Annotated in this window: 25 protein-coding genes and 4 pseudogenes; 15 read left to right on the forward strand and 14 right to left on the reverse strand. The window is 64.0% G+C overall.

Annotated features, from left to right (window positions below; genetic code table 11):
* Nucleotides 1–95 precede the first annotated feature (95 nt).
* Entirely contained in the window at nt 96–293 is a 198-nt protein-coding gene (locus ACFWO3_RS04090) for a hypothetical protein (RefSeq protein WP_378574081.1), read from the reverse strand.
* Nucleotides 294–569: 276 nt separating this feature from the next.
* Here ACFWO3_RS04090 and ACFWO3_RS04095 point away from each other — a divergent pair, with 276 nt between their 5' ends.
* The 3 genes from ACFWO3_RS04095 (at nt 570) to ACFWO3_RS04105 (ending at nt 3,419) form a co-directional block, all read left to right on the forward strand.
* Entirely contained in the window at nt 570–2,045 is a 1,476-nt protein-coding gene (locus ACFWO3_RS04095; protein ID WP_378574084.1) for an MFS transporter, read from the forward strand.
* An 8-nt stretch (nt 2,046–2,053) separates the two neighbouring features.
* Nucleotides 2,054–2,680 (forward strand): TetR/AcrR family transcriptional regulator, encoded by a 627-nt coding sequence (locus ACFWO3_RS04100; RefSeq protein ID WP_378574086.1) that lies wholly within the window; start codon nt 2,054–2,056, stop codon nt 2,678–2,680.
* Between the two features lie 469 nt (nt 2,681–3,149).
* Nucleotides 3,150–3,419: a hypothetical protein gene (locus ACFWO3_RS04105; protein ID WP_378574088.1), complete on the forward strand. Its 270-nt coding sequence runs from the start codon at nt 3,150–3,152 to the stop codon at nt 3,417–3,419.
* A gap of 174 nt (nt 3,420–3,593) precedes the next feature.
* On the opposite strand, the gene ACFWO3_RS04110 is transcribed toward ACFWO3_RS04105, so the two are convergent.
* Entirely contained in the window at nt 3,594–4,523 is a 930-nt protein-coding gene (locus tag ACFWO3_RS04110) for an SDR family oxidoreductase (protein WP_378574090.1), read from the reverse strand.
* The gene (locus ACFWO3_RS04115) at nt 4,520–5,197 is read right to left on the reverse strand and encodes a TetR/AcrR family transcriptional regulator (protein ID WP_378574092.1); all 678 of its coding nucleotides are present in this window, start codon (nt 5,195–5,197) and stop codon (nt 4,520–4,522) included. The genes ACFWO3_RS04110 and ACFWO3_RS04115 overlap by 4 nt, the downstream gene beginning before the upstream one ends.
* 71 nt (nt 5,198–5,268) lie before the next feature.
* Between ACFWO3_RS04115 and ACFWO3_RS04120 the strand changes: the two genes are divergently transcribed.
* Entirely contained in the window at nt 5,269–6,150 is an 882-nt protein-coding gene (locus tag ACFWO3_RS04120) for an alpha/beta fold hydrolase (protein WP_378574094.1), read from the forward strand.
* A 98-nt stretch (nt 6,151–6,248) separates the two neighbouring features.
* Nucleotides 6,249–6,572, forward strand: a pseudogene (locus tag ACFWO3_RS04125) (hypothetical protein); the annotation flags it as partial.
* A 127-nt stretch (nt 6,573–6,699) separates the two neighbouring features.
* Here the strand turns inward: ACFWO3_RS04125 and ACFWO3_RS04130 are convergent.
* A complete protein-coding gene (locus tag ACFWO3_RS04130) occupies nt 6,700–6,939 on the reverse strand; it encodes a hypothetical protein (RefSeq protein ID WP_378575036.1) in 240 nt (79 codons plus the stop codon).
* 141 nt (nt 6,940–7,080) lie between these two features.
* Nucleotides 7,081–7,266: pseudogene (locus tag ACFWO3_RS04135) on the reverse strand (oxidoreductase); the annotation flags it as partial.
* 164 nt (nt 7,267–7,430) lie between these two features.
* Between ACFWO3_RS04135 and ACFWO3_RS04140 the strand changes: the two are divergent.
* The gene (locus ACFWO3_RS04140; RefSeq protein WP_378574096.1) at nt 7,431–8,210 is read left to right on the forward strand and encodes an alpha/beta fold hydrolase; all 780 of its coding nucleotides are present in this window, start codon (nt 7,431–7,433) and stop codon (nt 8,208–8,210) included.
* A 429-nt stretch (nt 8,211–8,639) separates the two neighbouring features.
* Nucleotides 8,640–9,530: an SGNH/GDSL hydrolase family protein gene (locus ACFWO3_RS04145; protein WP_378574098.1), complete on the forward strand. Its 891-nt coding sequence runs from the start codon at nt 8,640–8,642 to the stop codon at nt 9,528–9,530.
* Between the two features lie 22 nt (nt 9,531–9,552).
* Here the strand turns inward: ACFWO3_RS04145 and ACFWO3_RS04150 are convergent, their stop codons facing one another.
* From ACFWO3_RS04150 to ACFWO3_RS04160, 3 genes are read right to left on the reverse strand one after another with little or no spacing between them, the layout of a single operon-like run.
* Entirely contained in the window at nt 9,553–11,316 is a 1,764-nt protein-coding gene (locus ACFWO3_RS04150; RefSeq protein WP_378574100.1) for an ABC transporter ATP-binding protein, read from the reverse strand.
* On the reverse strand, nt 11,313–13,949 hold the full coding sequence (locus ACFWO3_RS04155) for an ABC transporter ATP-binding protein/permease (protein ID WP_378574102.1): 2,637 nt from the start codon (nt 13,947–13,949) through the stop codon (nt 11,313–11,315). The genes ACFWO3_RS04150 and ACFWO3_RS04155 overlap by 4 nt, the downstream gene beginning before the upstream one ends.
* Entirely contained in the window at nt 13,949–14,659 is a 711-nt protein-coding gene (locus ACFWO3_RS04160) for a TetR/AcrR family transcriptional regulator (RefSeq protein WP_378574104.1), read from the reverse strand. Before ACFWO3_RS04160 ends, ACFWO3_RS04155 begins: the two co-directional genes overlap by 1 nt.
* A 428-nt stretch (nt 14,660–15,087) precedes the next feature.
* Here ACFWO3_RS04160 and ACFWO3_RS04165 point away from each other — a divergent pair, with 428 nt between their 5' ends.
* On the forward strand, nt 15,088–16,278 hold the full coding sequence (locus tag ACFWO3_RS04165) for an acyl-CoA dehydrogenase family protein (protein WP_378574106.1): 1,191 nt from the start codon (nt 15,088–15,090) through the stop codon (nt 16,276–16,278).
* Here the strand turns inward: ACFWO3_RS04165 and ACFWO3_RS04170 are convergent.
* Complete coding sequence (locus ACFWO3_RS04170; RefSeq protein WP_378574108.1) at nt 16,230–16,595, reverse strand: hypothetical protein; 366 nt, start codon at nt 16,593–16,595, stop codon at nt 16,230–16,232. The genes ACFWO3_RS04165 and ACFWO3_RS04170 overlap by 49 nt on opposite strands.
* A 209-nt stretch (nt 16,596–16,804) precedes the next feature.
* On the opposite strand from ACFWO3_RS04170, the gene ACFWO3_RS04175 reads away from it, so the two are divergent.
* Together ACFWO3_RS04175 and ACFWO3_RS04180 are read left to right on the forward strand one after the other, a co-directional pair.
* On the forward strand, nt 16,805–17,416 hold the full coding sequence (locus ACFWO3_RS04175; protein WP_378574110.1) for a hypothetical protein: 612 nt from the start codon (nt 16,805–16,807) through the stop codon (nt 17,414–17,416).
* A gap of 5 nt (nt 17,417–17,421) precedes the next feature.
* Nucleotides 17,422–18,072 (forward strand): RES family NAD+ phosphorylase, encoded by a 651-nt coding sequence (locus tag ACFWO3_RS04180; RefSeq protein WP_378574112.1) that lies wholly within the window; start codon nt 17,422–17,424, stop codon nt 18,070–18,072.
* Nucleotides 18,073–18,310: 238 nt separating this feature from the next.
* On the opposite strand, the gene ACFWO3_RS04185 is transcribed toward ACFWO3_RS04180, so the two are convergent.
* A complete protein-coding gene (locus ACFWO3_RS04185; RefSeq protein ID WP_378574114.1) occupies nt 18,311–18,901 on the reverse strand; it encodes a TetR/AcrR family transcriptional regulator in 591 nt (196 codons plus the stop codon).
* Between the two features lie 59 nt (nt 18,902–18,960).
* Between ACFWO3_RS04185 and ACFWO3_RS04190 the strand changes: the two genes are divergently transcribed.
* On the forward strand, nt 18,961–20,514 hold the full coding sequence (locus ACFWO3_RS04190) for an MFS transporter (RefSeq protein ID WP_378574116.1): 1,554 nt from the start codon (nt 18,961–18,963) through the stop codon (nt 20,512–20,514).
* A gap of 11 nt (nt 20,515–20,525) precedes the next feature.
* Here ACFWO3_RS04190 and ACFWO3_RS04195 read toward each other — a convergent pair whose 3' ends face one another.
* The 3 genes and pseudogenes from ACFWO3_RS04195 to ACFWO3_RS04205 form a co-directional block, all read right to left on the reverse strand.
* Nucleotides 20,526–20,744: an alpha/beta hydrolase gene (locus tag ACFWO3_RS04195; RefSeq protein ID WP_378574118.1), complete on the reverse strand. Its 219-nt coding sequence runs from the start codon at nt 20,742–20,744 to the stop codon at nt 20,526–20,528.
* 48 nt (nt 20,745–20,792) lie between these two features.
* The gene (locus ACFWO3_RS04200) at nt 20,793–21,086 is read right to left on the reverse strand and encodes a hypothetical protein (protein WP_378575039.1); all 294 of its coding nucleotides are present in this window, start codon (nt 21,084–21,086) and stop codon (nt 20,793–20,795) included.
* A gap of 13 nt (nt 21,087–21,099) precedes the next feature.
* Nucleotides 21,100–21,615, reverse strand: a pseudogene (locus ACFWO3_RS04205) (alpha/beta fold hydrolase); the annotation flags it as partial.
* 48 nt (nt 21,616–21,663) lie between these two features.
* Between ACFWO3_RS04205 and ACFWO3_RS04210 the strand changes: the two are divergent.
* From ACFWO3_RS04210 to ACFWO3_RS04220, 3 genes are all read left to right on the forward strand, one after another.
* The gene (locus ACFWO3_RS04210) at nt 21,664–22,059 is read left to right on the forward strand and encodes a hypothetical protein (RefSeq protein WP_378574120.1); all 396 of its coding nucleotides are present in this window, start codon (nt 21,664–21,666) and stop codon (nt 22,057–22,059) included.
* A gap of 427 nt (nt 22,060–22,486) precedes the next feature.
* Nucleotides 22,487–22,795 (forward strand): RES family NAD+ phosphorylase, encoded by a 309-nt coding sequence (locus tag ACFWO3_RS04215; protein ID WP_378574122.1) that lies wholly within the window; start codon nt 22,487–22,489, stop codon nt 22,793–22,795.
* Between the two features lie 302 nt (nt 22,796–23,097).
* On the forward strand, nt 23,098–23,409 hold the full coding sequence (locus tag ACFWO3_RS04220) for an MGMT family protein (RefSeq protein ID WP_378574124.1): 312 nt from the start codon (nt 23,098–23,100) through the stop codon (nt 23,407–23,409).
* 17 nt (nt 23,410–23,426) lie between these two features.
* Here ACFWO3_RS04220 and ACFWO3_RS04225 read toward each other — a convergent pair whose 3' ends face one another.
* Nucleotides 23,427–23,648, reverse strand: a complete 222-nt coding sequence (locus tag ACFWO3_RS04225) for a DUF2945 domain-containing protein (protein WP_378574126.1) — start codon at nt 23,646–23,648, stop codon at nt 23,427–23,429.
* 573 nt (nt 23,649–24,221) lie between these two features.
* On the opposite strand from ACFWO3_RS04225, the pseudogene ACFWO3_RS04230 reads away from it, so the two are divergent.
* Nucleotides 24,222–25,101 (forward strand): annotated as a pseudogene (locus tag ACFWO3_RS04230) (acyl-CoA dehydrogenase family protein).
* Nucleotides 25,102–25,153 lie beyond the last annotated feature (52 nt).

Genomic DNA, 25,153 nt, shown 5'->3' on the forward strand with positions numbered 1-25,153 from the left:
GAATTGTTTCTGTGAGAAGTTCAATTCTTCCACCACGACAGGGCATTTCGCCGTTACGACCCGCGTCTGACCACTACTGAATCGGTGCATTCAGGCTAAGCCGGCGGGCAGGTGAAGGTGACGTCCAGCTCGTTCGTGCGTGCGGGGTCGTCATCCACGGCCACAACCGAGACCACGTGGTAGCTGTCTCCGTTCACCTCGATCCGGGCGCTACTGCGATCCTCACTCGACGCCTCCCACTCGACTCCGCCTGCTTCGAGCGAAAAGTCGTCCAACCGGGGCGGATCGGACATCACTATCTCGACGTTGACGTCCGTGTGAGGGCACGGTCGGCGATTCCGAATCGGACTGCTGCGCTCGACCGGTAGACGTGGTGGGTGTGACTGCCGGTTCGGCCCCGTCATCCGAGGACGAGCAAGCGACAGCGCTCGCTGCCAGCAGCCCGGACGCAAGCCTGGTGCCAGTCGTTTTCAGCGCAGCCATGTCGTCCGCGGTATGCGTGACAGACGTGGCGAATGGTAGATTCTCCTATGCGGAGCGATCGCTCCGCTTAATCGTGGGGAGTGTTCATGGAAACGGCTGAACGGCGGGCGCATCATCAGGTGACCTTCGCGGTTCTCACCGTCGGAGTGGGTGCCTATGCCCTGTTGCAGTCCTTGGTCATGCCCGTGCTGCCCACCATTCAAGAGGGGCTGGGCACCACACAGACAAACGTCACCTGGGTGTTGACCGCCTACTTGCTGTCGGCCTCGATCGCCACTCCGATCATGGGCCGACTGGGCGACATGTACGGAAAGAAGCGGCTGTTCGTCATCGCCCTCGTCGCCCTGGCGTTGGGCTCGCTCATCGCAGCACTCGCGACATCGCTGGCTGTGATGATCGCCGCGCGAATCATTCAGGGAATCGGTGGCGGCGTGTTGCCGCTGGCATTCGGCATCATCCGCGACGAGTTCCCCGACGACAAGGTGACCGGTGCGGTCGGCACGATCGCCGCACTGACCGCGGTGGGCGCAGGCCTCGGCATCGTCCTCGCCGGCCCCATCGTGAGTTTCCTCGGATTCCACTGGCTCTTCTGGATTCCACTGATCATGGTCGTACTCGCCGGCCTGGCTGCACAGATCATTGTTCCCGAGTCACGAGTCCGCACACCCGGAAAGATCAACTGGCTCACCGCGGTTCTACTCTCCGGCTGGCTCGTGACGCTCCTGCTCGGCATGAGCCAGGCGCCCACCTGGGGATGGGGGTCCCCCGCAGTGGTCGGACTGTTGAGTGCTGCCTTGGTGATCGTCGTGATCTGGGTGATCGCCGAAGCACGATCGTCCAATCCTCTGATCGACATGAAGATGATGCGAATCCGAAGCGTCTGGGCTGCAAACCTGTTGGCCCTCCTGATGGGTGTCGGTATGTACGCAGCCTTCGGTTTCCTGCCCCAGTTCCTGCAAACGCCGCCCTCCGCCGGCTACGGATTCGGGGCCTCGGTCACCGAATCCGGGTTGATGCTGCTCCCCGTGAGCATCGGCATGTTCGTCCTCGGCCTGGTCTCCGGAAATCTGGCCGCACGCATCGGCTCGCGAAACCTGCTGATCTGGGGTTCGATCGTCGGCGCTGCCGGCTACTTCATCGTGGCGTTTCTGCACGGCGCGAAACTCGACATCTACGTCGCCATGGCCCTGGTCGGCATCGGATTCGGACTCGCCTTCTCCGCGATGTCGAACGTTGTCGTCGCAGCAGTGCCTCCGGAACAGACCGGTGTCGCCAGCGGAATGAACGCGAACATCCGCACCATCGGGGGCGCGCTGGGTGCCGCGCTGATGGCGAGTGTCGTCACCAGTGGAGCCTCACCGTCGGGCATTCCCCGCGAGGCCGGTTACACCACCGGCTTCCTCATGCTGGGCGTCGCAGTGGGCCTCGGGGCAATCGCAGCACTGTTCATTCCCAGAATTCATCGGGACGAGAGCACTCACCGCGAGAGCGAGACCGAACTACGCCACCCCGAGCTCGCGATGGTCGCCGGAGGTACCCTCGTCGGCGACGAATCGGAGTGAGGTCGACGATGAGCAGCAGCGAGAAAACCCTGCGACGCGATGCCGCAGAAAACCGGCAACGCCTGCTCGACGCCGCCGCGACGGTCTTCACCGAACGTGGTCTCGACGTGGGCGTCGACGAGATCGCGAGCGCCGCGGGGGTCGGTGTCGGCACTCTGTATCGACGATTTCCCACCAAAGACGCACTGGTCAGTGAACTCGTCAGACAGGTCCTCGAGGACTTCGTCGCGCTCGCAGGCGAAGCGCTTTCGGCGCCCCGTGGCGAAGGACTCGAGCAGGTTCTCTACGGAACGGGTGCAATCCTCGCCTCCCACAGAGGTTTCCTGTCACGTATGTGGAACGACGACGAGACTGCTGCTCTCCGAGACGAATATAGGCGAATCCTGTTCGAACTCCTCGACCGTGCGAAGCAGCACAACCATATTCGCGAGGACGCAACCGAATCCGACCTGGACCTGCTTTTCTGGTCCTTGCGCGGCGTCATCTCGACGACCCGCGGCGTCACCGACAAGGGCTGGCGACGAACCATGGCGGTGATGATCGCCGGACTGCGCCCTGAAGCCGAGGCCCTCGATTCGCCTCCTATGCGGGCCGAAGACAGCGCAAAGATCATGGCTCAGCTGCATCCCCGCTAGGCTGGCCGAAACGAAGCTCGTCGGCGAGGGAAATCCCGATGGACCTGCAGCGCATCAGCGACAAATGGAGATTCAGCAACTGCTGACGACCTACTCGAGTTCCGTCGACGCTCGGGACTGGGAGCTCACCGGCGCCCGAGCGACAATGAGCAGGCGCGGACTCGCGCGGGGTTTCGCCGCGGGGACGATCGCGGCTACGGCCGGCACATTAGCTCTACGATCGCCGAACCCTGTGGGGCACTGGAACTCCAAGTCCAGATACCCGGCGTTGCAGACTACGACGGGGCATGGGAAGACATGCCCGACCCGACCGAAACGCTCTACCTGCGTACGGAGTTCGGATTCGTACGTGTCTACCACTTCGCGACCACCGCCTCGAGGAAGACCAAGTACCCATTCGTACTGCTGCCCGGCCGATCGTCATCCAAGAACATGCCCTCGCTACGCCGAGACCGCCGGAGGAGCACCGGTGGAGGACGAACCCGTTGCACGCATGATCGAGACCGCAATGAGCGCCTACACGATCAAGTTGCCGCAGCCGACCGCGATCCCAGAGGCAGACTTGGAACGGTTGGACCTTCCGGTTCTCGCGATCCTGGCCGGCAACTCTGTCATGCACGACACCAGTAAAGCTGCGAAGGTCGCCGAACGCGTTTCGAAGAACGGGGCCGTGGTCGTCTACCCCGAGGCCTCCCATGCTGTGGGTCCGAGGAGGCGGACCGGATCGCCGAGGAAATAGCCAGATTCCTCACAATCCACGAATACCCCTTACTGACCAATGTCACACAGGTTTCGCTCACGCGCACCGGTGTGACATTGGTCGGGGGGGGGAATCGCAACTGGTGAAGGACAGGCGATTGGTTATCCGGTTGGAGGTCGACAGGCTGTACGGAACGGCGCGCGACGTGAACGGCTAGCAATCGGCGCTACCCCAACTGTCGGGCTGAGTCCCGTCGATATCTGTGATGCCGAACTCACGCGCCAACTCGGCGGCAGTGACCGAACGTTGATTCCACTGTGCCCGTTCAGGATCTGCCGCGAGTGCGGCGATTCCTCGGCCCACGTAGCGGGGCGATTCCGAGCCTGCGAAGCCCGCCGGTGCCGCCGGGTAACCGGTGACGCCGTCGAGCGCTTCACGCCAATTACTCTCGGTGACACCGAAGTTCTCCAACATCATCTCGGACCGCAGCCATCCAGGGGTGACTGCAACGGCCGTCGCCCCGTACCGCGCCAACTCATGACCTTGAGAGAACGCCAACCGGTTGACCGCCACTTTTGCGAGGTCGTAGTAGACCGAGATCCGGTAGTTCTCGGAGTTGAATTTCGCAGTGCCATCGGTGACTTCGACAAGAAGTCCGGACTTCTCGATGAGCAGTGGCAACAGATGGTGGGACGTGATCAGATGAGTGTCGACAGCCAAACGCAGGATGCGCAGCCCGACCTCCAGATCGTGTTTCCACACCGGAGTGTTCCACGTCGACGGTGGGCCCTTGAGTAGTTCCGCACCCCAAATGTCGTTCACGAGTATGTCGATCCGGCCGTAGTCGGATCGGATGCGGTCGGCAAGTCGCCGAACCTGCTCCGAGTCGAGGTGATCGACCTGGACGGCAACACCCGTTCCGCCCAGTTCGTCGACCAGTTCGGCCGCTTCTTCGATGCACTCTCCCCGCACGTAATCCGACGTGATCGAGGCGTCGCCGTCGCGACTGCTGCGCCCCGTACACACGACGGTGGCACCCAGTTCGCCCAACCCTGCCGCTATTCCGCGGCCTGCTCCGCGAGTTGCTCCCGCGACGACCGCCACCCGACCGCACAGGGGTCTGTTCGTCGATGACGATGTCATGTGTCCACGCTACGCACGGGTTGGCAGGTACCGCACACGCGATCGAGAAGGTGGTCGACCAGTTCGACGGCGGAGTCCGCAGTGCCGTACCCCTGAACAATCCCCTGAGCGAGTCCGCCGATCGCCATGGCGATCAAGGCAGCGTCGAGGTCAACCTTGTCCAGCCCCGCCCGATCGCCCTGCCGGTGATTCCGAAGCTGGTCCGCGACCAGCGCGACCAGAGCGTCAGGGGCAGCGAAGGTCTCCTCGGCGGCAATCCCCTGACCGGTGACGGCACCGAAACCGAATGCGCCGAGCACGATCGTCTCTTGGCGGCGCTGGTCGTCGAGAGGCAGCACCTCCATCAGGACAGCACGAATCGCGTCACGTGGCGGGGTGGGCTCGGCCCCGAGTTCGGACCACCTGCGCAGAAACCGCGCCCCGGCGTCTTCCATCACCGAACGGTGCGTGGCCAGTAGAAAGTCTCTCTTGGTGCCGAAGTAGTACTGCACCAATCTCACAGAGAAGCCTGCCTCCGCGGCGACCGATTGAAAGGTCACGGATTCCAGGCCGCCGGCGACGATGACACGTCGAGCAGCGTCCGTGATCTGACGCTTCCGCAGGTCGTGATCGACCAATCGTGGCACGAGTACGCCAACCCCTTCCTCTTCGGTGAAGTTTGATGGTACGCCCATACCGCAACCGTGATATGTTCGTATCAACAAAAACTGTCGAGCCCCCGCACTCTCCACGAGAAGGAGTGAACATGCCGAAGATCGGGCGATTCACCAACGAGGAAGCCAAGACCGAGTTCTTCCGTCTCTACGACACCGCGGAAGCGTCATGGCCGGTGCCGTCGACTGCCGTCGACGTGAACACGTCCTTCGGGACAACCCGCGTGCGCAAGTCCGGCCGCGGCGAAGGCGCACCCGTGGTGTTGCTGCCAGGCATCGGGGGCAACGGATTGGCCTGGCGACGGTTCATCGAAGCGCTGGCGCGTGACCACGTGGTGTACACGCCGGACGTCATCGGCTGGGCGGGGCGCTGCGTTCAGACCGCACCCCTGCACAATGCCGAGGACGTCGCGAGGTGGATGGACGAAACGATCACCGGCCTCGGCGAGGATCGCGTACACCTCGCGGGCAACTCGTTGGGCGCATGGCTATCCGGCGCAACCGCCGTGTACAGGCCCGCGCGCATCGCGAGCCTGACCCTGATCGAACCGAGCGCAGCCACCTTCGCCAAACCTTCGTGGGGATTGCTCCTGAAATTCCTCCGCGCCGGAATCAGGCCTACCCCGGACCGGATGCGGGAGTTCAACACCTGGCTGATGCCGCGCGCAGAACTGGACGACGAAGAATTCGCGGTAGCCATGGCGGCCGTGAAGTTCCGGATGGGGATGCCGTGGGACAGAAAGTTCACCGACGAACAACTCTCGTCCATCGCAGCGCCGAGTCTGGTTCTGTTCGGCGCCGAAACCGTCGTAGGTGACCCCGAACTCGCAGCGGATCGAGCGCGCGCGTTCATCCCGAATGTGGAGACCGAAATCTATCCAGGCATCGGACACGACCTTCTGTGGGCGAATCCCGAAGTGGTGATCCCCCGCTTCCTGAGGTTCGCGGACAGCCACGACCCCGTCCGCTCCTGAATCCCCAGTGAGACCGGATCGTGATCGAAGGCTATCGATTGCGCACCGGCGGAGACGAAGGTCTGGTCAATCGAGCCCGGTGACCGCGTACTCATGCCGTGACCGAAGTTGCTGTCACTGCGAGTACGACGAAGGCTCGGACCGCGGGCGGCGGCGCAGCGCCATCGATCAAGTGGTCGGCATGTCGGTCGCCGCCGACCTCGTGACAGTAGGACTGTTGTGGGTCGCGTACCTACACCGCACCGGCCGCGGTCGCGACGAGGGGCCGTTGGCGATGGTCCTCCCACGAGGCGTCAAACCCGGCGCAGCCACACTACGCATCACCCGAACCTGGTACGTGCCCGGTCGGCGGAGTGCTCATCGCCGGTTGTGGACTGTCACTCGTCGGTCTGCTGCTGCTCGATTACGAAGGCCGACGTGCATGGGTGGCTGTGGAGGCCTTCGCCGGTCCCGACGTAACCGCCGAGAATGCGTTTCCCGGAGTCGTTTACGTCCTCTTGTGGGTGGGACTCGTCGCGCTCTCACCCCTCTTCGGCCCGGTGTGGAAGCTCATCTCACCCGTTCGTCCTGGGCTACGTGTTCGCGCACTATCTGACGTACCTGGTGGGGAAAGACCAGCACACGGTCTTTCTCCTGTTCGGGAACGACCGGGCGCAGGTTTCCTACGTGCTGTCCGAGTACCCGACCCTCGTCTCGAGCAGCAACGTGATCTTCGCGGTAGCCGGCCACGTCCTCGGTGTTCTGGCTGCCCACGACAGCGCGGGTACTACCGCTCAGGCACAGACTCACCGGTCGGCTGACGATGCTGCTCTACACACTTCGGCGGGCTGTACCTTCTCTTCGGCGGCTGAATACCCGAACGGAATCTGATCAGTCCTGGGCCGATCCATTCGTCGAAACACCCGCCGACATACTCGCCTCCTCGCTTCAGACCTTGTCCTCGACTGCGGAGCGCGGCTGTTCGGGTCGCTGGCCCGGAATCCATCCGCCCTGTTCGTCGCGGAAGGTGCCGACCTTGGAGACGAGCACGAGATCGTCCGGATACGGATGGAGGGCTTCACGAACCAGATCGTTGGCAACGTCAGGTCCGTAGAACTGGGCGGTGTCGATGTGATCGGGCTAGCGCCAAAGGGGTCTCGCTGCAGCGGTCCACGTGAAAGCAGTTGTGCGAGTCTGTGGCCTCTCGTTTCGTCGGCGCTCGTTTCGTCGTCCGGTGTTCGGGTACGCGGAATGTCACAGTCGCGGCAGGAGGACCAGTGCACGCTTCCGAACCTGGATGGATGAACTTTGTGCGAACCGGCAACGGCAAACCGTTGCTGCTCGTCCACGGACTCGGCTCCAGCATCGGCAACTGGAGGCCGGTGGTCCCGGGATTGAGCGCACACCGGGAGGTGATTGCCGTGGATCTACCTGGATTCGGAGAGAGTCCGCCACTCCGCGGCGAAGTCGGAATCGGGACGCTGACCGACGCCGTGGAACGCTTCATCGCCGAGCGGAACCTCGGAGACGTCGACGTCGTGGGGAGTTCCATGGGTGCACGCATGGTCCTGGAAATGGTGCGGCGCGGTCACGCCGGAACGGCGGTGGCGTTGGATCCCGGCGGTTTCTGGACCGATCTGCAGAAGCGGGCCTTCGCCGTCTCCATCGGTACTTCCATTCGGCTTGTCCGCGGCATCCAGCCGGCGCTGCCCACGTTGACGTCGTCCGCCGCGGGGCGGACCGCCCTGTTGCTGCAGTTCTCGGCGGCGCCCTGGTCACTGGACGCCGACCTGGTCCTCCACGAGCTCCGCGGCTTCAAGACGGCGCCGAGCATCTGGCCGGCCTTCGACGCGCTCGCACACGGCCCGAGTCAGGAGGGCATCACCCGCGGAGCCCAGCGCGGAAAGGTCGTCATCGGATGGGGACGTCAGGATCGCGTCACGCTTCCCGGTCAAGCAACCCCCGCGCTACACCGCTTTCCGGACGCAGAACTGCACTGGTTCGACAGGTGCGGGCATTTTCCGCACTGGGACCAGCCCGAACAGACCGTCGACCTCATACTGCGCTCGACGGGCGCCTGAAATTTGTCACGGGCCGGTGATGTTGTCTCCAGGGCGATATCGTCGGGATCACGAAACTCGAGAATCCTGGTTCCGCCGGCGTCCTTGATCGGTTCGTGGGGTATGGCGAGGCCGGCGGGGTCAGAGACGGCGCCGTAGATGTTTTGCGACCTCTCGATGTCCCGCACAGTCAGTCGCACGTGATGGAAACCGGTTGCAGCGATGGGCATGGAACGCTCCTCCCGGATCACGGACTTTGCCGTGGCACCGCGCTAAAAATTCTCGACTTCGGCGACGGCTCCTCGACCGCGCGTGCACGGTGGTAGCCGATTGTGTGCCACCCGCCCTCCAACGCTCCGGGGCCCAATGTCTTCGTCGGCAATGATCCACCCATTCGGCATTTGCCAGAAGTTCACTTGGAGCCCATCGAGGGCGCGTAACGTTCGTCCCATGAATCGAAAGGACATCAGCGGTCAGCGAGTTCGCTTCCGAGTTATGATCCTTACGCTCCTACTTTCGTTCTCGACATTCGTGGCGCCGACGTCCAGCTTCGCGGCGTCGCATTCGGCACCGAAAACCGCTCTACCGATTCAGGTCTCGACTCCCGGCGCCAAGTACGTGGCATTGGGGAGCTCCTACGCGTCGGGTCCCGGTATCGCACCGGTGACCGATGCAGGCTGCGGACGTTCGGGAGAAAACTATGCGAGCCGGGTCGCACGATTCCTCGGGTACGCACTCGTCGATCGAACCTGCTCCGGCGCCCGTACCGACCACATTCTTCACACGTCCCAGAGCGTTCGAGGAGGCGCACAGGTACCGCCTCAGATCGAGGCAGTGACTGCGGATACCAAGTTGGTGACCGTGACGGTCGGCGGCAACGACGTCAGGTACATGACCCGAATCCTCGCCGACAGCAAGAACGGGGCGCCGGTACCGGAACCCACGATGCTCGATTACGCGAAGGTCGAAGGCTCACTCGTCGCGATCGTCGGCGCGATACGCCTCCGCGCCCCCGGGGCCAGAGTTGTTCTCGTCGACTACCTTCCGCTGGTGTCGAGGATTGCCGGAGGCTGCGCTGCGGCGCCGTTGAACGCACCCCAGACCGAGTCGGCCATCCGCGTTCATCAGGCGGTCGCCGATGCCACTGCGCGCGCCGCGGGCTTCGCCGGAGCAGACCTGGTTCAGGCGTCGCGTATCGGAGCCGGCCACGCGGTGTGCACGGCGGACCCCTGGGTTTCCGGGTTTCAGCCACGCCCCGGCGACGACGGCGCGGTCCGGTATCACGTGACGGCGCGCGGCATGCGGGCTGTCGCCCAACAGATAGTCCGACAGATCGGGTAGTCCCGAATCGGTCGTCTACACGTCACCGCGCGACTGTGTCCCCTGCAATTCGCCAGCCGACAGCCTCGTTCTGATGACGCCAGAACGCAGCGAAACGTCCGTCTGCGGCAAGCAACTCTTCCACCGTGCCGTCTTCGAGGATGCGCCCGTTCTCGAGGAAGACCACGCGATCGGCCCCGGCGATGGTCGAGAGTCGGTGAGTGACGACGATGCGAGTACGTCGCCTGGGGTCGTCGGTGATCGCATCGACCACAGCGGCCTCGTTCTCGGCGTCGAGTGCGCTGGTGCCCTCGTCCACCAAGAGCACCGAAGACGGTTTGAGCAGTGCACGGGCGATCGAAACCCGCTGACGCTCACCGCCGGACAGCGCGGTACCTGCCTCGCCGACCACGGTTTCGAGGCCGTCGGGGAAGCGGCTCGCGAACTCGTCCACCCGAGCGAGGCGCAAGACGGAGTCGAGCTGGTCGGCGTCGGCGCCGGGGTGGCCGGCCAGCACGTTGTCCCGAATCGTTCCGGCGAACAGATACGGCTGCTGGAACACGACGCTGCTGTCCGCGGGGCGTTCGGCCGGGTCGAGCGCCGCCCGGTCGACTCCCCCGATCAGGATGCTCCCGCCACCCGCGTCCTCGAGTCCCGCAATCAGGTTGAGCAGTGTGCTCTTGCCCGAACCGGACGGCCCGACCACGGCGGTGGTCCTCCCCGCCTCGAACACGAGGTCGAGGCCGTCGAAAACCGGGACTCCTTCCGCGCCACACGCGCCGTAGCGATAGTGCACGCCACGAAGTTCCACCGAGGCCGGCTGTGCACTGTCGGTCCGCGAAGCCCCTTCCCAGGACCCCGATCCCGGCGCGTCCAGGACGGCACGGATGTCACGCAGTGCCGCACGCGTCGGCGCGGTGGCCGGTACCAGATCGCCGAGGGCCGCGAACGGTTCGAGGTAGCGGACGATGACGACGATGAGCGCGATGGCCCCAGGAACGTCGATAGTTCCCCGGACGGCCAGCCACGTTGTCGTGCCCGCGAGTACCAGCAACGCGACCTGGCTGACGAGGCCGAACACAACCTGGCCGGGGACATGCAGTGTCAGCAGACGGAGGGTGGCTCCGTGCTGTGCGTCCAATGCAGCACCGACCTGACTGCGTGCCGGCTCCGCACGCTTGGCTGCGCGGAGAGCTTCCTGGGTACGCGCGAATTCCAGAACGCGTTCCGTGAGCACACTGTTCGTCTCGGCCGCAACCTCGTTGGCACGGCGGGTGATTCGTTCAGCCGCCACGAGTGTCCCGAGCAGAAGCGGCACGACCAGGAGCGCTACGACGCCCAGTTGCCAGGCGAACGGAACCAACGCGAGACCGATCGCGATCGGGAGCAGAACTCCCTGGATCAGGGGTGTCACCAGGTATCCGACGAGCCCGACCAGATCCGGTCCTGTCGTGGCGATGGCACGTCGCGCAGCTGCCGAATTGTCATCGGTGAACCACCGCAAGGGCGTACGTGCCACCTGTGCGGACACATCGTGCTGCGCGTGGTCGAGGACCGTGAATCCGAGATCGAACCCGACACGTGAGGCGATGGAATCCACCACCCACCCCACCACCACGACACCGGTCAGAGCGCCCACCCAGGGCCAGGCATCCGCAGGTTCTTCGGAGAACAGTGCCGCAACGAGCGGAACGACCAGAACGACAGCGATCGCGCGCAGCAACGTCGAGCCGACGACCAGGGCGAGGTAGCCGCGCACCCGTCCACGGTGCGCGTCCGGCAGCAGGCTCAGCAGGGTGCGGATCATCGGGCGGACTCCTTCGTGGCTGCGGTGCTGACGGCGCCGGCGTCCCACATCTTCCGGTAGCGCCCCTCGGTGGCAAGTAGTTCGTCATGGGTGCCGGATTGTGCGACCCGGCCGTCCTCGAGGACGACGATTCGGTCGGCACCGGTGACGGTGCGCAGACGATGAGCGATGACGAGGACCGTTCGCCCTGCCGCCAGTCGGTCGATCGCCTGCTGCACGAGATACTCCGACTCGGGGTCCGCGAAGGCGGTGGCCTCGTCGAGAATCAGCACGGGGGTGTCGGCGAGCAGCGCCCGGGCGATGGTGAGGCGCTGCCGCTCACCACCGGACAGTGCCGTGCCCGCACCGAGCACGGTGTCGTATCCCTGTGGCAACTGCAAAATGCGTTCGTGAATCTGCGCATCCCTTGCTGCTTGCTCGACGGCGGACTCGGACGCCCCGGGTACGGCGAGGGCGATGTTCTCCCGCACGGTTCCGTGCACGAGTTGCGCATCCTGGAACACGAATCCGACCTGTGCATAGAGCCCGTCCGGCCCGAGTGAGGTGATGTCCTGCCCGCCGATGCGAATGGATCCCGAGTCGAGATCGTGGAAACGGGCCAACAGAGCGGCCAACGTCGACTTCCCTGCCCCGGACGGACCGACGAGCGCGGTCACCGTCCCAGGTTCGAGCGCGAGCGACACGTTGTCGATCACCGGGACTCCGGGACGGTATCCGAAAGTCACCTCGTCGAAAACGACCTGCCCCGGCTTCCCCGCCGAGGACGAACTCGCGGCCCCCTGTGCCGCGAGTTCGCTCTCGTCGAGCACCACCTGGATATTGCGGGCGGCGATCCGGCCCTCACGAAGCCCGGAAAGCCCGTACCCGATACCGAGGAGTCGAGCACCGAAAGTGGTGCCCAGGAACAGGAACGGCAGCACATCGACCGCCGCCATGGACCCCGTGGCCACGAGCGCGGTACCGACCACCGCGATGAGCCACAGGAACGTGACCGGACGGGTGACCAGATCCATCGCAGACTTCTTGCCCACGAACGGACGCTGCCACTCGTCGAGGAAGCCGACATAACCGTCCAGACTGCGCCGGAACGACGACGCCGTGGAACCACCGAAGACACGGATGACGGGCTGGCCGTCGAGGTACGAGGCCGCCTCCGCGTTCATCCGTTCGGCCCATCGCTGTGAGTGCGCGATCTTGGGTCCTGATTGCGCCATCATCGTCGCCATCGTGAACACGTAGCCGAGTACGGGAACGAGGAGCACCAGAGCCAGCCGCCAATCGACCCAGAACAGGTAGCCGAGTACCGCGATCGGGGCAACCGCCGCACCGACGGCATCGGTGACCGCATGCGTCACCAAGTAGTGCAACGACAAGGTGTCGCCGGACACCAGCTTGTTGATCTGTCCCGAGCTGCGTGCCGTGAACCAGCCCAGTGGCAGACGGGACAGCTTGCTCAGCAGGCGTCGTCGAAGTGCACGACCGAATCGTGCGTCCATGGCGTGGAGCCACAGCTGGAGAAGCGCCTCCAGAACGGTGCCCAGAGCAAGCAGTCCGATGGCCCACAGACCGAGCGACCACAACGTCGACGTCGGACTGCCTGCCAACAGGTTCCGGGCCAACTCGACCAACAGAACGTACGGCGCAAGCTGGACCAGAGTGACGAGAAGCTGCAGTACCCCGGCTACCCAGAACGTCGAGCGCAGCGGGGACAGCAGGCGGCTGCCGGCCTGTGAACGCCAACTGCCCCGCGGTGGGGTCACCGCCGCCCGCGTCCCGGCTTCCTGCGTCTCGGCTTCCGGTGCCACAGCGGAGGCGCCTTCGGCAGCGGTAGCTTCGGTGACGATCGGGGCCTGGGCGAGCTCGGCCGCCTCGCGTTCGGCGGCGCCGTCACGCTCTTTGCCCATGGCCCGCCCGTGCACCCAGTAGGCTTGGGCGTACGTCTCGCTCTTGGGGAACCCGAACTCGTCTTTCAACCTTGCGCGAACATGCTTGAGCGACTTCGATTCCGGCCCCGCCCACCCGTACCAGTCGGACCAATCCCTGCCCTCGATCGCATCGGCCAACGCGGTTTCCGAGGTGCGAGGCACCCAGTGCACCCGAGCACGAGGATGCGCATTCAGCGGTATGAGCAGATCGTCGTCATGATGCTGTTCGAGATACAGCTCGATATCGACGGTGTGCGGCACGGCGGCGAGAATCGTGTTGATGGCGGGGATCGACGCAGAATCGCCCAGAATCAGGTATCCAGCAGGCAGTTCATCGGCGACAGCGAACCCCTTGGAGCCGAACGACGTCACCTCGACCGTCTCGCCGCCCGTGACCTGCCGCGCCCACGTCGACGCCGGACCACTGGGCTCGTGAACCACGAAATCGACTGCAAATTTACCGGATTCGGTGTCGGCCTCCGCGATGGTGTATCCGCGCTGAAACTCCTTTTCGGTCCCTTCGGGATCGGGAAACCAGAAGCGCAACCAGGCGGTGGGTTCGACGGAAACCTCGTCGAACAGTGTCGGTGCAGACAGCCACACCCGGTGCATCCGCGGGGTGGTCTGCTCGGTTCCGATCACCGTGGCCGTGTGGTACTTGACGCCGAACCCGCGAAGGACCGCCCCCTGAAATCCCCTACCTGCCATTACTGCTCCTTCTTCGTTCGGTGTTCGGCAAGCAATCCGTCGACGACCGCACCGATCTCACGACCGGGTGGCGCGGCGGCGACGAGTCCACTGATCGCGGCCGTCATCAGCGCCTTCGTGTACTCCTCCGGGGTGACCACGGGCAGTCCGACGTGGGCGGGTCCCAGAACCGGGTCCTCGAAGATCGCACTCGTCACTGCGACGAGCTCGCGCTCGTAGCCCGCGGGATCTGCCGCGGCGGCGGGGCGTTCCTCCGCAACGATCAGGCCGATCGTCAGGGAAGCCACGGCGCTCGCGAGTGTGATCGCCGCCTGCGGGGCGTACCCCCGCGCGGTGAGCATGTTCATCTCGGTAGTGAGTAGCGCCCGCCCGGATGCACCGCGAGGAAACAGAACCTGCATGTAGGTCGCCAGACCGGGCCGGGCCAGCACAAAATCGCGCAGCTGCATCGCGAACGAGAACAGATGCCGCTGCGGACCGTCCGCCGGATCGTCCTGGAGTTCGAGATCTGCGAGCAGGCTCTCGCCGACCAGTCGCTCGAGTTCCCAACGCCCGTCGATGTGTCGGTAGAGGGCAGGCGTCGAGACGCCGAGCTCCGCAGCGACGGCCGCGAGGCTCAGCCGCGCCATCCCCACCTGACGGCCCACTCGCACGATGTCGTCGACGCGCACGGCAACAGGCCGACCACCGGCTTGCGTTCGTCTCGCCATCATGCCTCCGAACTGGGGATCCTACGTTCGACTTCGCGGAGCCTACACTTAGTTAATGGGCTTAACCAGAGGGTGCACAAAGGGCATGGACCACATACCCGCCTGACCGCTGTCACACCGGTCCGCCTCGGCTGAACCCGTGTCACATCGGTCGGGAGCCGGGCGGTTTCGGTTTCGGCGACTTCTGAACGAGGAATTGACACCCCACCGCGCTGCGTGGGATCGCAACGAGTCCGTCGACACCACCATCGTGAAGAAACTGGGCGAGATCGGATCTTTCGACTCGACCGGGATTGTCGCAGTCACGCGATACTCTCGACCTTCAAGCGTCCGCGCAGGTCGTGGAGTCGGTGCCGGTTTCCGTCACAGGTAAGTAGCTCCACTACAAGGCGTCGACAAGCGCCGACCGGATCACGGAGGATCGACTCATGAGCACCCACACCAGGCCCGCGAAGTTCAACCCCTCCGACCCACTGGACCTCGACACGATGTACTCCGACGACGAGATCGCCGTCCGTGACACCGTTCGTAAGTTCTGCGCCGACAACATCACACCGCACATCGCGGAGTGGTTCGAGGCCGGCGACCTGCCCGGCGCTCGCGATCTCGCCCGTGAATTCGGAAAGCTCGGGCTCCTCGGCATGCACCTCGAAGGCTACGGGTGTGGTGGATCCTCGGCTGTCCACTACGGCCTTGCCTGTCTCGAACTCGAGGCGTGCGACTCCGGCATCCGCTCGCTGGTGTCCGTGCAGGGCTCGCTGGCGATGTTCTCCATCTGGAACAACGGCTCGGAAGACCAGAAGAACGAGTGGTTGCCCCGAATGGCCGCAGGCGAGCTGATCGGGTGTTTCGGACTCACCGAACCGGATGCAGGCTCCGACCCTTCGTCCATGACGACCGCCGCCCGCAGGGACGGTGACGACTGGATCCTCAACGGCCGAAAGATGTGGATCACCAACGGTTCTATCGCCGACGTTGCCGTCGTGTGGGCACGCACGGAGGAGGGTGTCCGTGGCTTCATCGTCCCCACGGAGACCCCAGGTTTCAGCGCTCCTCTCATCAAACACAAGATGTCGCTGCGAGCCTCCGTCACCAGCGAATTGGTCCTCGACGACGTCCGATTGCCGTCCACCGCGATGCTGCCGAAGAACCACGGGCTCAAGGCACCGCTGAACAGCCTGTCCGAGGCCCGGTACGGAATCGTGTGGGGGTCGATGGGTGCGGCTCGTTCCGCATGGCAGTCAGCACTGGACTATTCGAAGCAGCGCAACCAGTTCGGCAAGCCGCTCGCCGGATTCCAGCTGACCCAGGCGAAGCTCTCGGACATGGCGCTCGAGCTGCACAAGGGCCAGCTCCTCTCCCTGCATCTCGGGCGTCTCAAAGACAGTGTGGGACTGCGACCGGACCAGGTCAGTTTCGGCAAGCTCAACAACACTCGCGAGGCCATCGACATCTGCCGCACCGCACGAACCATTTTGGGCGGCAACGGGATCTCTCTCGAGTTCCCGGTGATCCGGCACATGGTGAACCTCGAATCCGTGCTGACCTACGAGGGCACACCCGAGATGCATCAGCTGATCCTCGGGCAGAAGTTCACCGGCGAAGACGCCTTCCGATGACAGGAGCACCACCATGAGTTCACGATCGCGAGCATCGCCAGTTCACGCCGGGTGAGCTCCCATCCCGACATGGCCGATCGAGAGGGCGTGGCGAGGGTCAGCAGCCCGATTTCTTCGAGTGTCAGTTCGCTGCGAACGCAGTCGTGCTCGTAGGTGCGGGGAACTTGGACGAAGCCGGGGCCGGAGGTGGTGCGGCGGGGGCTTCTCAGCTTGGCTTGGGCGACCATGGCGCTGACTGTGCGTCCGGTGCCGCGTCGTAGGTCGGCGAGTGTCTCGGCGGTGCGCCTGTCCCAGCGAGCGGGGACGATCTCCGTCATGCGGCGGCCTCCCTTCTGGTGGAGGTTAGTGGTGGTAGGCGACATATGAGCATGTCGCTTCTCCACTCCCCCGCTTTGCATCCTCACCTGGTGTTATCTGATGTCGCGGGTGGCAGCCGTTGGGTTTACGACCCCACAGATTCGGCGCTGTCGGGTCTGGCGGACAACATCATGGCCGACACGATCGGTACGCGGTACACTGTTGGCACATGGAGGTGATGGGCATGCTTGCCGACCAAGAGAACACACAGAAGGCGCTGCACACGCTGTCAGATGAGGCGTTCACGGAACTGCTCGCGGTGGAGATCGATCGCCGCCCCAGTCTGCGTCCGGTCCGCGACGACCTCGTGGCACTGCTGTCGATGGGGCCGGCACTGGCATTGCGGCAGGAACGTGCCGTATCCAACCCCGCCGCCAGCGCCGCCGCACGCGACCGAGTGGTCACGTCCGCGAAGCGGTCCATCGTCGACGAGCACGACATGCTCGACTCGAAGGGCGTCAGTCGGGCATTGGGCCTGTCCCCCAACAGCCGAAACACAGCAAGCCGACTAGCAGCAGCAGGGAAGGTGATCGCCATCCCCGCTGGCGGCCAAAACTGGTACCCGAGCTTCCAGTTCGACCATGACCGCCAGCAAGTGCGGCCCATCGTCGAAGCGGTCAACCAGTTGCTCTCTGCGAAGGACGACCCGTGGGGCACCGCATCCTGGTGGCTCAACTCCACCGCGTTCGCCGACGACCCACGCTCCCCCGCCGAGCTCGCTGTCGACGGCAGCTGCGACGAGGAGATTCGGGCTATGGCACACGATCTGCTCGGGGACTGACGCCGGTGACCGACTATGTCGACCCGCCGGTCGGCCGAATTCCCGCCGCCCGAATCATCGAGATCACCCCAGATGTGACCGTGTGGCGTATCCACAGCAGTGCTGCGGACCGGGACGCCAACGTACTCAACCCCACACCCCAGCCCAGGGCCCGAAGAGGGGGGCGCTTCGACAGCATCGACGGAAGCTTCTCGTACCTGTATCTGGGTGACAGCCCAGCTGCGACCGTTGCTGAGACCTTGTGCCGGAACCTACCGGTCGACCAGTCCCCCCGGCTGATTCCCCGCGCCCAGATCAGAGGCCGCGTCCTCAGCGAAGTTCGACTCACCCGCACGATTCGGGTCGCAGACCTGACAGGCGCAGCCGCCGCCCGGATCAATGCCGGTGTCTGGCTGACCAAGTGCTCCCCCGACGGATACCTCCACACCCGCAGATGGGCACACGCGATCCTCGACACCAACGAAGGAATCGACGGACTGCAATACCGCCCGAGGCACGACGAGAACAACCTGGCGTGGATGCTCACCGGATTACCGTCCGCCACAACACACGACGCCATCGAACCCGCGGGACGACGGATCGAACTCGACTCAGCCGATGGTCATTACCTGCTCGGCGATATTCTGGTCGAGCACAACGCCGCTCTCGCGCCATGACATAGCCGAGAGCCTGACAAGATCTGGAACCACCCAAATTCAGTGTGATATTGACGTTCTCTCACCTGTGACTACCGATTGGTCGCGTTTCGTCGCGACTCAGTGGGACGCCAAGTCTTGGCATAGGTGAACACCTCTCTTCTGCCTGCCCATCCACCCACTCCACCACATTCATCCGTCCGTCCATCTGTTCGGTGGGGTGTTCAGAGCACGCGCCTGAGTCCGTATCGACACGGGATTACGGGCGATCGCGCAGGCCGAGTACGAGGACGTCGACGACGTTCTCGAGTTCCGTGTCGTCGATCGCCTCGTCGATTACGAAGACCGTGAAGAAGAGCGCCCCGCCGAGCAGGCGATGCACTGTGGTGAGGTTCGGCATCCGCGACAACTCGCCACGGCCCACTGCGCGGGAGAGAAGAGCTTCTATCTCTTCACGCTCGCTCGCCACGAACAGAGTCCGCAGTCGCTGCGACACCTCCGGGAATCGGCTGATTTCGACAATGACTCGAGGGACGACCTCGCGTGCCGTGGGTGACGACATGTCCGAGCGAATTCGTTGGCCAAGAGCGAGTAAGTCACCGCTCAGCGATCCGGTATCGGCAGGCAGCACCACTTGCGCGGTGTGCAGCACGGCCGCGAAGAGCATTTCAGCTTTGGAGTGGAACCTGCGGTAGATGGCGGCTTTCGATGTGCCTGCTTTCGCCGCTGTAGCGTCCATCGTCACGTGGGCATACCCGACCGCTGCGAGCAGTTCTCGTGCGGCGACGAGTATCGCCGCATCGATCTCGTGGTCGCGTGGTCGCCCGAGGCCTTGACCTGTCGTTGTCACAGTGCAAACATACAACACTAGAGTATCGCAACTCGAGTATCGTATGTAGGAGGTCCATCATGACCACTCAATCGACTCTTTCGGAGGGGCATCCGCGACGGTGGATCATCCTCACCGTGCTGTGCGCGAGCCTGCTGCTCATTGCGCTCGACACGTTGGTCCTCAACCTCGCGATACCAAACATCCAGGCGGATCTTGCGTCGTCGAGCACCGAACTGCAATGGATCATCGACGGCTACGCCCTCGCCTTCGGCGCCCTCTTGCTGCCGGCCGGCAGTCTCGCAGATCGATTCGGGCGTAAGCGACTGCTGCTGGTCGGAATGCTCGTGTTCCTCGTATTCTCGGTGGCCTCAGCGTATTCGTCGGACCCGTCGACGCTCATCGCGATGCGGGGCGGCATGGGGGTGGGCGCGGCGATGATCATGCCGTCCACTCTTGCGATCATCAAGGAAGTGTTCGCGCCTGCCGAACAGGCCAAGGCAATCGGAATGTGGGCAGGTACCGCCGCACTCGGAATTTCACTCGGCCCGATCGTCGGCGGGATCCTGCTCGAGCACTTCTGGTGGGGTTCGGTATTCCTGATCAACGTGCCGATCGTCGCGGTAGTGGTGGTGGCCGGCGTCATCTTCATACCGGAGTCTCGCAGCGCCACCCCGATTTCGTTGGACGTTGTCGGAGCCGTGTTGGCAGCTGCCGGTTTCGGTGCCGTCGTCTACGGCCTTGTCGAGGCGTCCCGACATGGGTGGGGCCACCCGCTTACCCTCGGGTCGGTGGGGGCGGGTCTTGCGGTGCTCGCGATGTTCGTCTGGTGGGAGCGACGTGCACCCGCCCCGATGTTGCCCCCAGGACTGTTGCGCGACAGAGAGTTCGGCGGCTGCGCCGCCATCGTGATCTGCATCGCGTTCGCTCTGTACGGCGCATTGTTCGTGCTGACACAGTATCTGCAGTTCGTGCGGGGTCACGAACCGATGGCCGCGGGATTACGGCTTCTGCCGATCGGAGCGTTGGTCGTCGGCGCCCCGCTGGGCGCGAAGCTCGTGAACCGGCTCGGCCTGCGCTATGCCGTGGCCATCGGCCTCGCAGTGCTCACCACCGCACTCGTCGCAACCTCCGGTGCTACGACGGGGTCCGAGCTGCGAACCCTCGTCGGTATTGCACTGCTCGGGCTGGGGATGGGTCTGGCGATGCCTACGTGCGCCAACGCGATGCTCGCAGTAGCACCGCCGGACCGCTCGGGCGCCGGATCAGCCGTCACCGACACGGCGCTGCAGATCGGCGGATCGTTGGGCATCGCCGTAGTCGGCAGCGTCCTCACGACCTCCTACCGTGACCTGCTCACCGACAAAGTGCCTTCAGCCGCTGGCGATTCCATCGGAGCCGCCCACGCCATCGCGGCGCAACTCGGCAGCGACGCGGGATTGATACAGGCAACGAACCAGGCGTTCATACAGGCGCTTCCGAGCGCAACACTGACCGGCGCGGCCGTGGCTGCACTAGGCGCCACCGTGGCGCTAGCCGTCCTACCGACACGCGCGAACACTACCTGGGGCAGCGCAACGGACCGAACACTGTCCGTCGGCCCGTCGCGCCGAGTTGGTCCATCAGCCGTCTGACAAACGTCCGGTCAGAGTCGGCAGGTGAGTTCGCCGGTAGGTATCGACACTTCGGTCAAATAGGCTTCCACGATGTCATTGACGCATGGGCTGATGCCTTCTTGTGCGACGGTGTGCCGCTCGCCCTCGACGGTCAACACCGTGCCGCCGAGCGCATCGGCGAGGCTTTCTCCGCCCTTGTAAGGGGTGACAGGGTTACCGGTTACCGAAATCACGAGCGTGTCAGGCAAACCCGTCACATCCTCGGCGTAAGGGAATCCGAGAGTCGGTTCCGCGGGCTAGAATTCGCAGGTGTCGCGCCTGACGCCGTCGTGGTCGCTTCCCGTCGCGACGAACGGGCCGACCTGTTCGATGTCTTTGCGAAGCTGCGCTTCCTGCTCCGGGGTTCGACGGTCCTCGTCCATGCAGTTGATCGCCATGTTGGCTTCTGTCTGGTTGCTCCACTCCCCGCCCGGCGTACGACCTCCGAACAGGTCGTTGATCTCGAGAAGTTTGTCGCCGCGGCCATTCTTCAGCTCGGTGAGGCCTTCGATGATGACCGTGGAACACCCCGGTTGCCGACCGTGGATCACTTCCCAGTGGGCACTCGGGCTGCTGCACGCACGAGGCGGCCATCAGGTCGAAGGAGCGTTGGAATCCGGCCTGGAGATCGAGCCGACGCTCGGCAGTGCCCAGGCGGGGGTCGATGATTCCGTCGAGCACCATGGCGCGAACGTTCTCGGGGAACATTTCGGCGTAGACCGCCCCGAGTCTGGTTCCATAGCTTTGGCCGGCGAAGCTGAGTTGTTCATCTCCGAGGGCCGCACGGAGGACGTCGAGGTCTCGGGCGACGTCACGAGTACCGACGGCGGCGAGGACGTCCTCGCCGCCGGAGCCTTCGGCGCATTGCTGCGTCAGCCTTTTCGTCTCGTCTTCGGTCCATTCTCCGGATGTGCTGAGCAGTGTTGTCTGGTTGTCACCGGCATCTTGCTGCTCGTCGGTGAAGCACTTGATCGTCGGCTCCGAGGCGCCCACCCCACGGGGATCGAAACCCACGATGTCGAAGCGCTGCGGAATGGCTGTCTCCTGCCAGCCGGCTGCGGCAACCCCCACCTGGACCATCCCCGAGCCGCCGGGGTTGAGCACCAGCGAACCGATCCGGTCGGTCGTATGAGCACACCGCTACGCAAAGTCGTCGAGGATCAGCTTGCCGCCAGCGGAATGGCCGGTGAGCCGCTCGACGATGCGACAGCCCGATATGTGGCAAAGGGAGTCCAGAGTGTGTTGTCGAGCCTGCGCGCTCGGCGTGCCTGGGAGCGCCATGCTGGACAGCTACTTACGCACAAACAGGTACTCGAGGCCACCGGTTGGACGAAACAGAACCTCAGCCAGGCGGTACGTGAGGGCCGGGTATTGCGGCTTCAGGCTACGGACGGCACGTCCGGGTACTGGGGCTACGGCCTGACCGAGAGTGAGCCGCATCGCCCGCTGCCAGGACTGCAAGAGGTCCTTCGATCGTGGGCGGAGACAGGCACATCGGGTTGGACGGTGGCGACGTGGCTGTAGACCCCGCAACCCGAACTGTCCGGCCGAACCCCCCGCCAGGCATTGATCGATGGTGATTCCCGTGACGTGGCGACGCTTGCTCGTCAGGCCGCTGGACGACTCGCTTCGTGACTTCACAGAGAGCGTCACAACATTTGCCCATCCCGCCGACCCCGAAAGAGCTCCGGGGTCGGTTTCCTGCGCAGAATCTACCGGCAGGAATTCGCCTGCACCGCAACCATCCCCAAGGGTTGTGCGCATGGTGGTTCGGCAGTTCACTCGCCGGGCGCTTCGACCTCTCAGAACCCAACGGCACGTGCTATACCGCCGAAAGCGAGATCGTTACCCTGCTCGAAACCTGGCCGGGATCGCACTGATTCCGCGACCGGATCTCGACCAGAGGTCGCTCTCAACGGTGGGGTCGGTTCGGGGCCTGAGGGTGGCGTATATGACCTCGAATGCTGCCATCGGGTTCGGGGTTACCGCAGAGATCTTCACGACCATCGACTACAACCTGACTCAGAGCTGGGCGACCGCGTTGTGCGAGGCGGGCTACGACGGGATCCGATACTGGGCCCGGCACGAGGTGGCCCGCACCGCCGCGTGTGTAGCGCTATTCGATCTCGGTGGCGAACCTGGTGATGACGCCGGCCACCTCGTACACAAAACGGAAAACCTCATTGAATGCGCGCAGCTGTGGGAGAACCTTCGAGACCAGACAGGGGTCGAAGTGGTCGATATTCCGGGCTCGTTGTGACTGGGCACTTCACGACTCGCACACCCGCGGCGGCGGCGATAGCGCCAGTAGCAGCTCCGAAGCGCGCGGTCACTGTTGGCAACGCCAACCACAGCGAAAGCGGAAGTCGAGGCTCCGACACCGGGACCAAGTCGGTGAAACCGGCGCCGGTGTACTGCTGATCCGGCGGCGCTTCGAACGACGAGAAGCCGTCGCGCCTTCTCGTTCATCACGTTCACATAGTCACACGGGGTAAGCGGCACGTCCGCAGCTTCTACACGCTGACCCGACGACGTGCAGATATCCGCATCTATGATGCGTACATGGCGAAGAGCACCCACTCGGTTTCGTCGTTCGCCCGCAGCGTTCTCGACGTGGTCGACCGGATTCCGCAGGGCAGGGTGATGTCGTACGGCGCGATCGCCGACCAGGTCGGCGGAAGCGCCCGTTCAGTCGGCGGGGTCCTATCTGCCTGGTCCGAGGAAACGAACTGGCACAGAGTTGTCTACGCCGACGGAACCCCCGCATCGTGCCACGGGAACAGCGCGTCGGGCCTGCTCATCGACGAGGAAGTCCCCCTGCTCAACGGACGGGTCGACCTGACTCGCGCCCGTTGGCCAGACAATGGCCGCTAGCACACACCGGCCCGCTCCTACAGCTTGGTCAAAGCGGTACCTTTGTGCATGGCCACATGATCGGTCTTGTCGCTTTTGATCTCATATTGCGGATCATCTCCAGTGCAACGACGGATGTGGCCCTTGTACTCGGTGTCTTTCGTGTGCTTTCTGACAATCACGCCGCGAACACGTCCGGCCTCGGAGTTCCATTCGACATGGTCGCCAACCGAAAAGCTACCCACTGCGTGCACCTCCATTCAGGACGTTCACCCTCATCCAGTAGTCCAAGGCTATATCTTTCAGCACGGCCTCGACGAAGTCCCGGCCTCGTAGTCGGGCAGGTCGATACCGTCAGCTTTCGCGAACTGTGCTGCCATGAGGTTCCGGACTAACCAATGGTTCATCGACCAGTACGAGAATCGGCTCAGTGCTATCGCCGCCCGAGTGTTGGGTGCGTAACCGGCCACGCGCCCCGGCGGCAACTGCGGCGTCCGCGCGATGTACGCCGCATCACGCGCTCGTACTCGGCGAGCGCTGGAGAAACCTCCCCTGAAGAGCGTCCCAACTCACCCGCCAGCACGTACGCGCCGACCAACGCGAGTGTGGTCAGTGGTGTGGGGCAAGAGCCCGCCTCCCCCACCAAAAGCGACCTGCTGAATCAGGCGTCCGCTGCCTCTGTCAGACGAATAGTTCTCGCGAGCCGCACGCTCGCACCTATATTTCGACTACGCCTGACTTACCACAACCGATCGACGACAGAGGATCACTTCACGAGTAGCCGGACAGCACCCGCCACGTTCAGCCCGATCGACCCGCTGGACATCGATTCGATGTACTCCGACGACGAGCTGGCCGTCCGAGACACCGTCCGCAAGTTCTGCACCGAGAACATCACTACGCACATCGCGGAGTGGTTCGAATCAGGCGACCTTCCCAGTGCTCGCGAGCTGTCTCGCGAGTTCGGAAAGCTCGGATTGCTCGGTATGCATCTCGAGGGCTATGGGTGCGGCGGCTCCTCCTCCGTCCACTACGGCCTGGCCTGCCTCGACCTCGAAGCCTGTGACTCGGGGATCCGTTCGCTGGTCTCGGTGCAGGGTTCGCTTGCCATGTTCTCGATCTGGAACAACGGTTCCGAGGACCAGAAGAAGCAATGGCTGCCCGGAATGGCCGCCGGCGAGCTCATCGGTTGCTTCGGTGCTCGATGACGTTCGCCTGCCGTCCACCGCGATCCTGCCGAAGAACCCCGGACTCAAGGGACCTCTGAGCAGCCTCTCCGAAGCCCGCTACGGCATCGTGTGGGGTGCAATGGGCGCAGCCCGCTCCACATGGCAGTGCGCACTGGACTATTCGATCCAGCGAGTCCAGTTCGGTGAGCCACTCGCCGGATTCCAGTTGACACAGGCCAAGCTCAGCGACATGGCGCTCGAGCTCCACAAGGGGCAGCTTCTGTCGCTACACCTGGGTCGCCTCAAGGACAGCATCGGTCTGCGCCCCGACCAAGTGAGCTTCGGCAAGCTCAATAACACTCGTGAAGCCATCGAGATCTGCCGGACCGCTCGAACCATCTTGGGTGGCAACGGTATTTCTCTCGAGTATCCGGTAATACGCCACATGGTGAATCTCGAATCCGTGCTCACATACGAGGGCAAACCGGAAATGCATCAGCTGATTCTCGGGCAGAAGTTCACCGGTGAAGACGCCTTCCGCTGACCCACAAGAAGGGACCTACCGGATTCGGCGTATCCGTCCGCGGCGCAACCAA

This window comes from Rhodococcus sp. NPDC058521 (assembly GCF_042719695.1).
In the GTDB taxonomy this organism is placed as follows: domain Bacteria; phylum Actinomycetota; class Actinomycetes; order Mycobacteriales; family Mycobacteriaceae; genus Rhodococcus_F.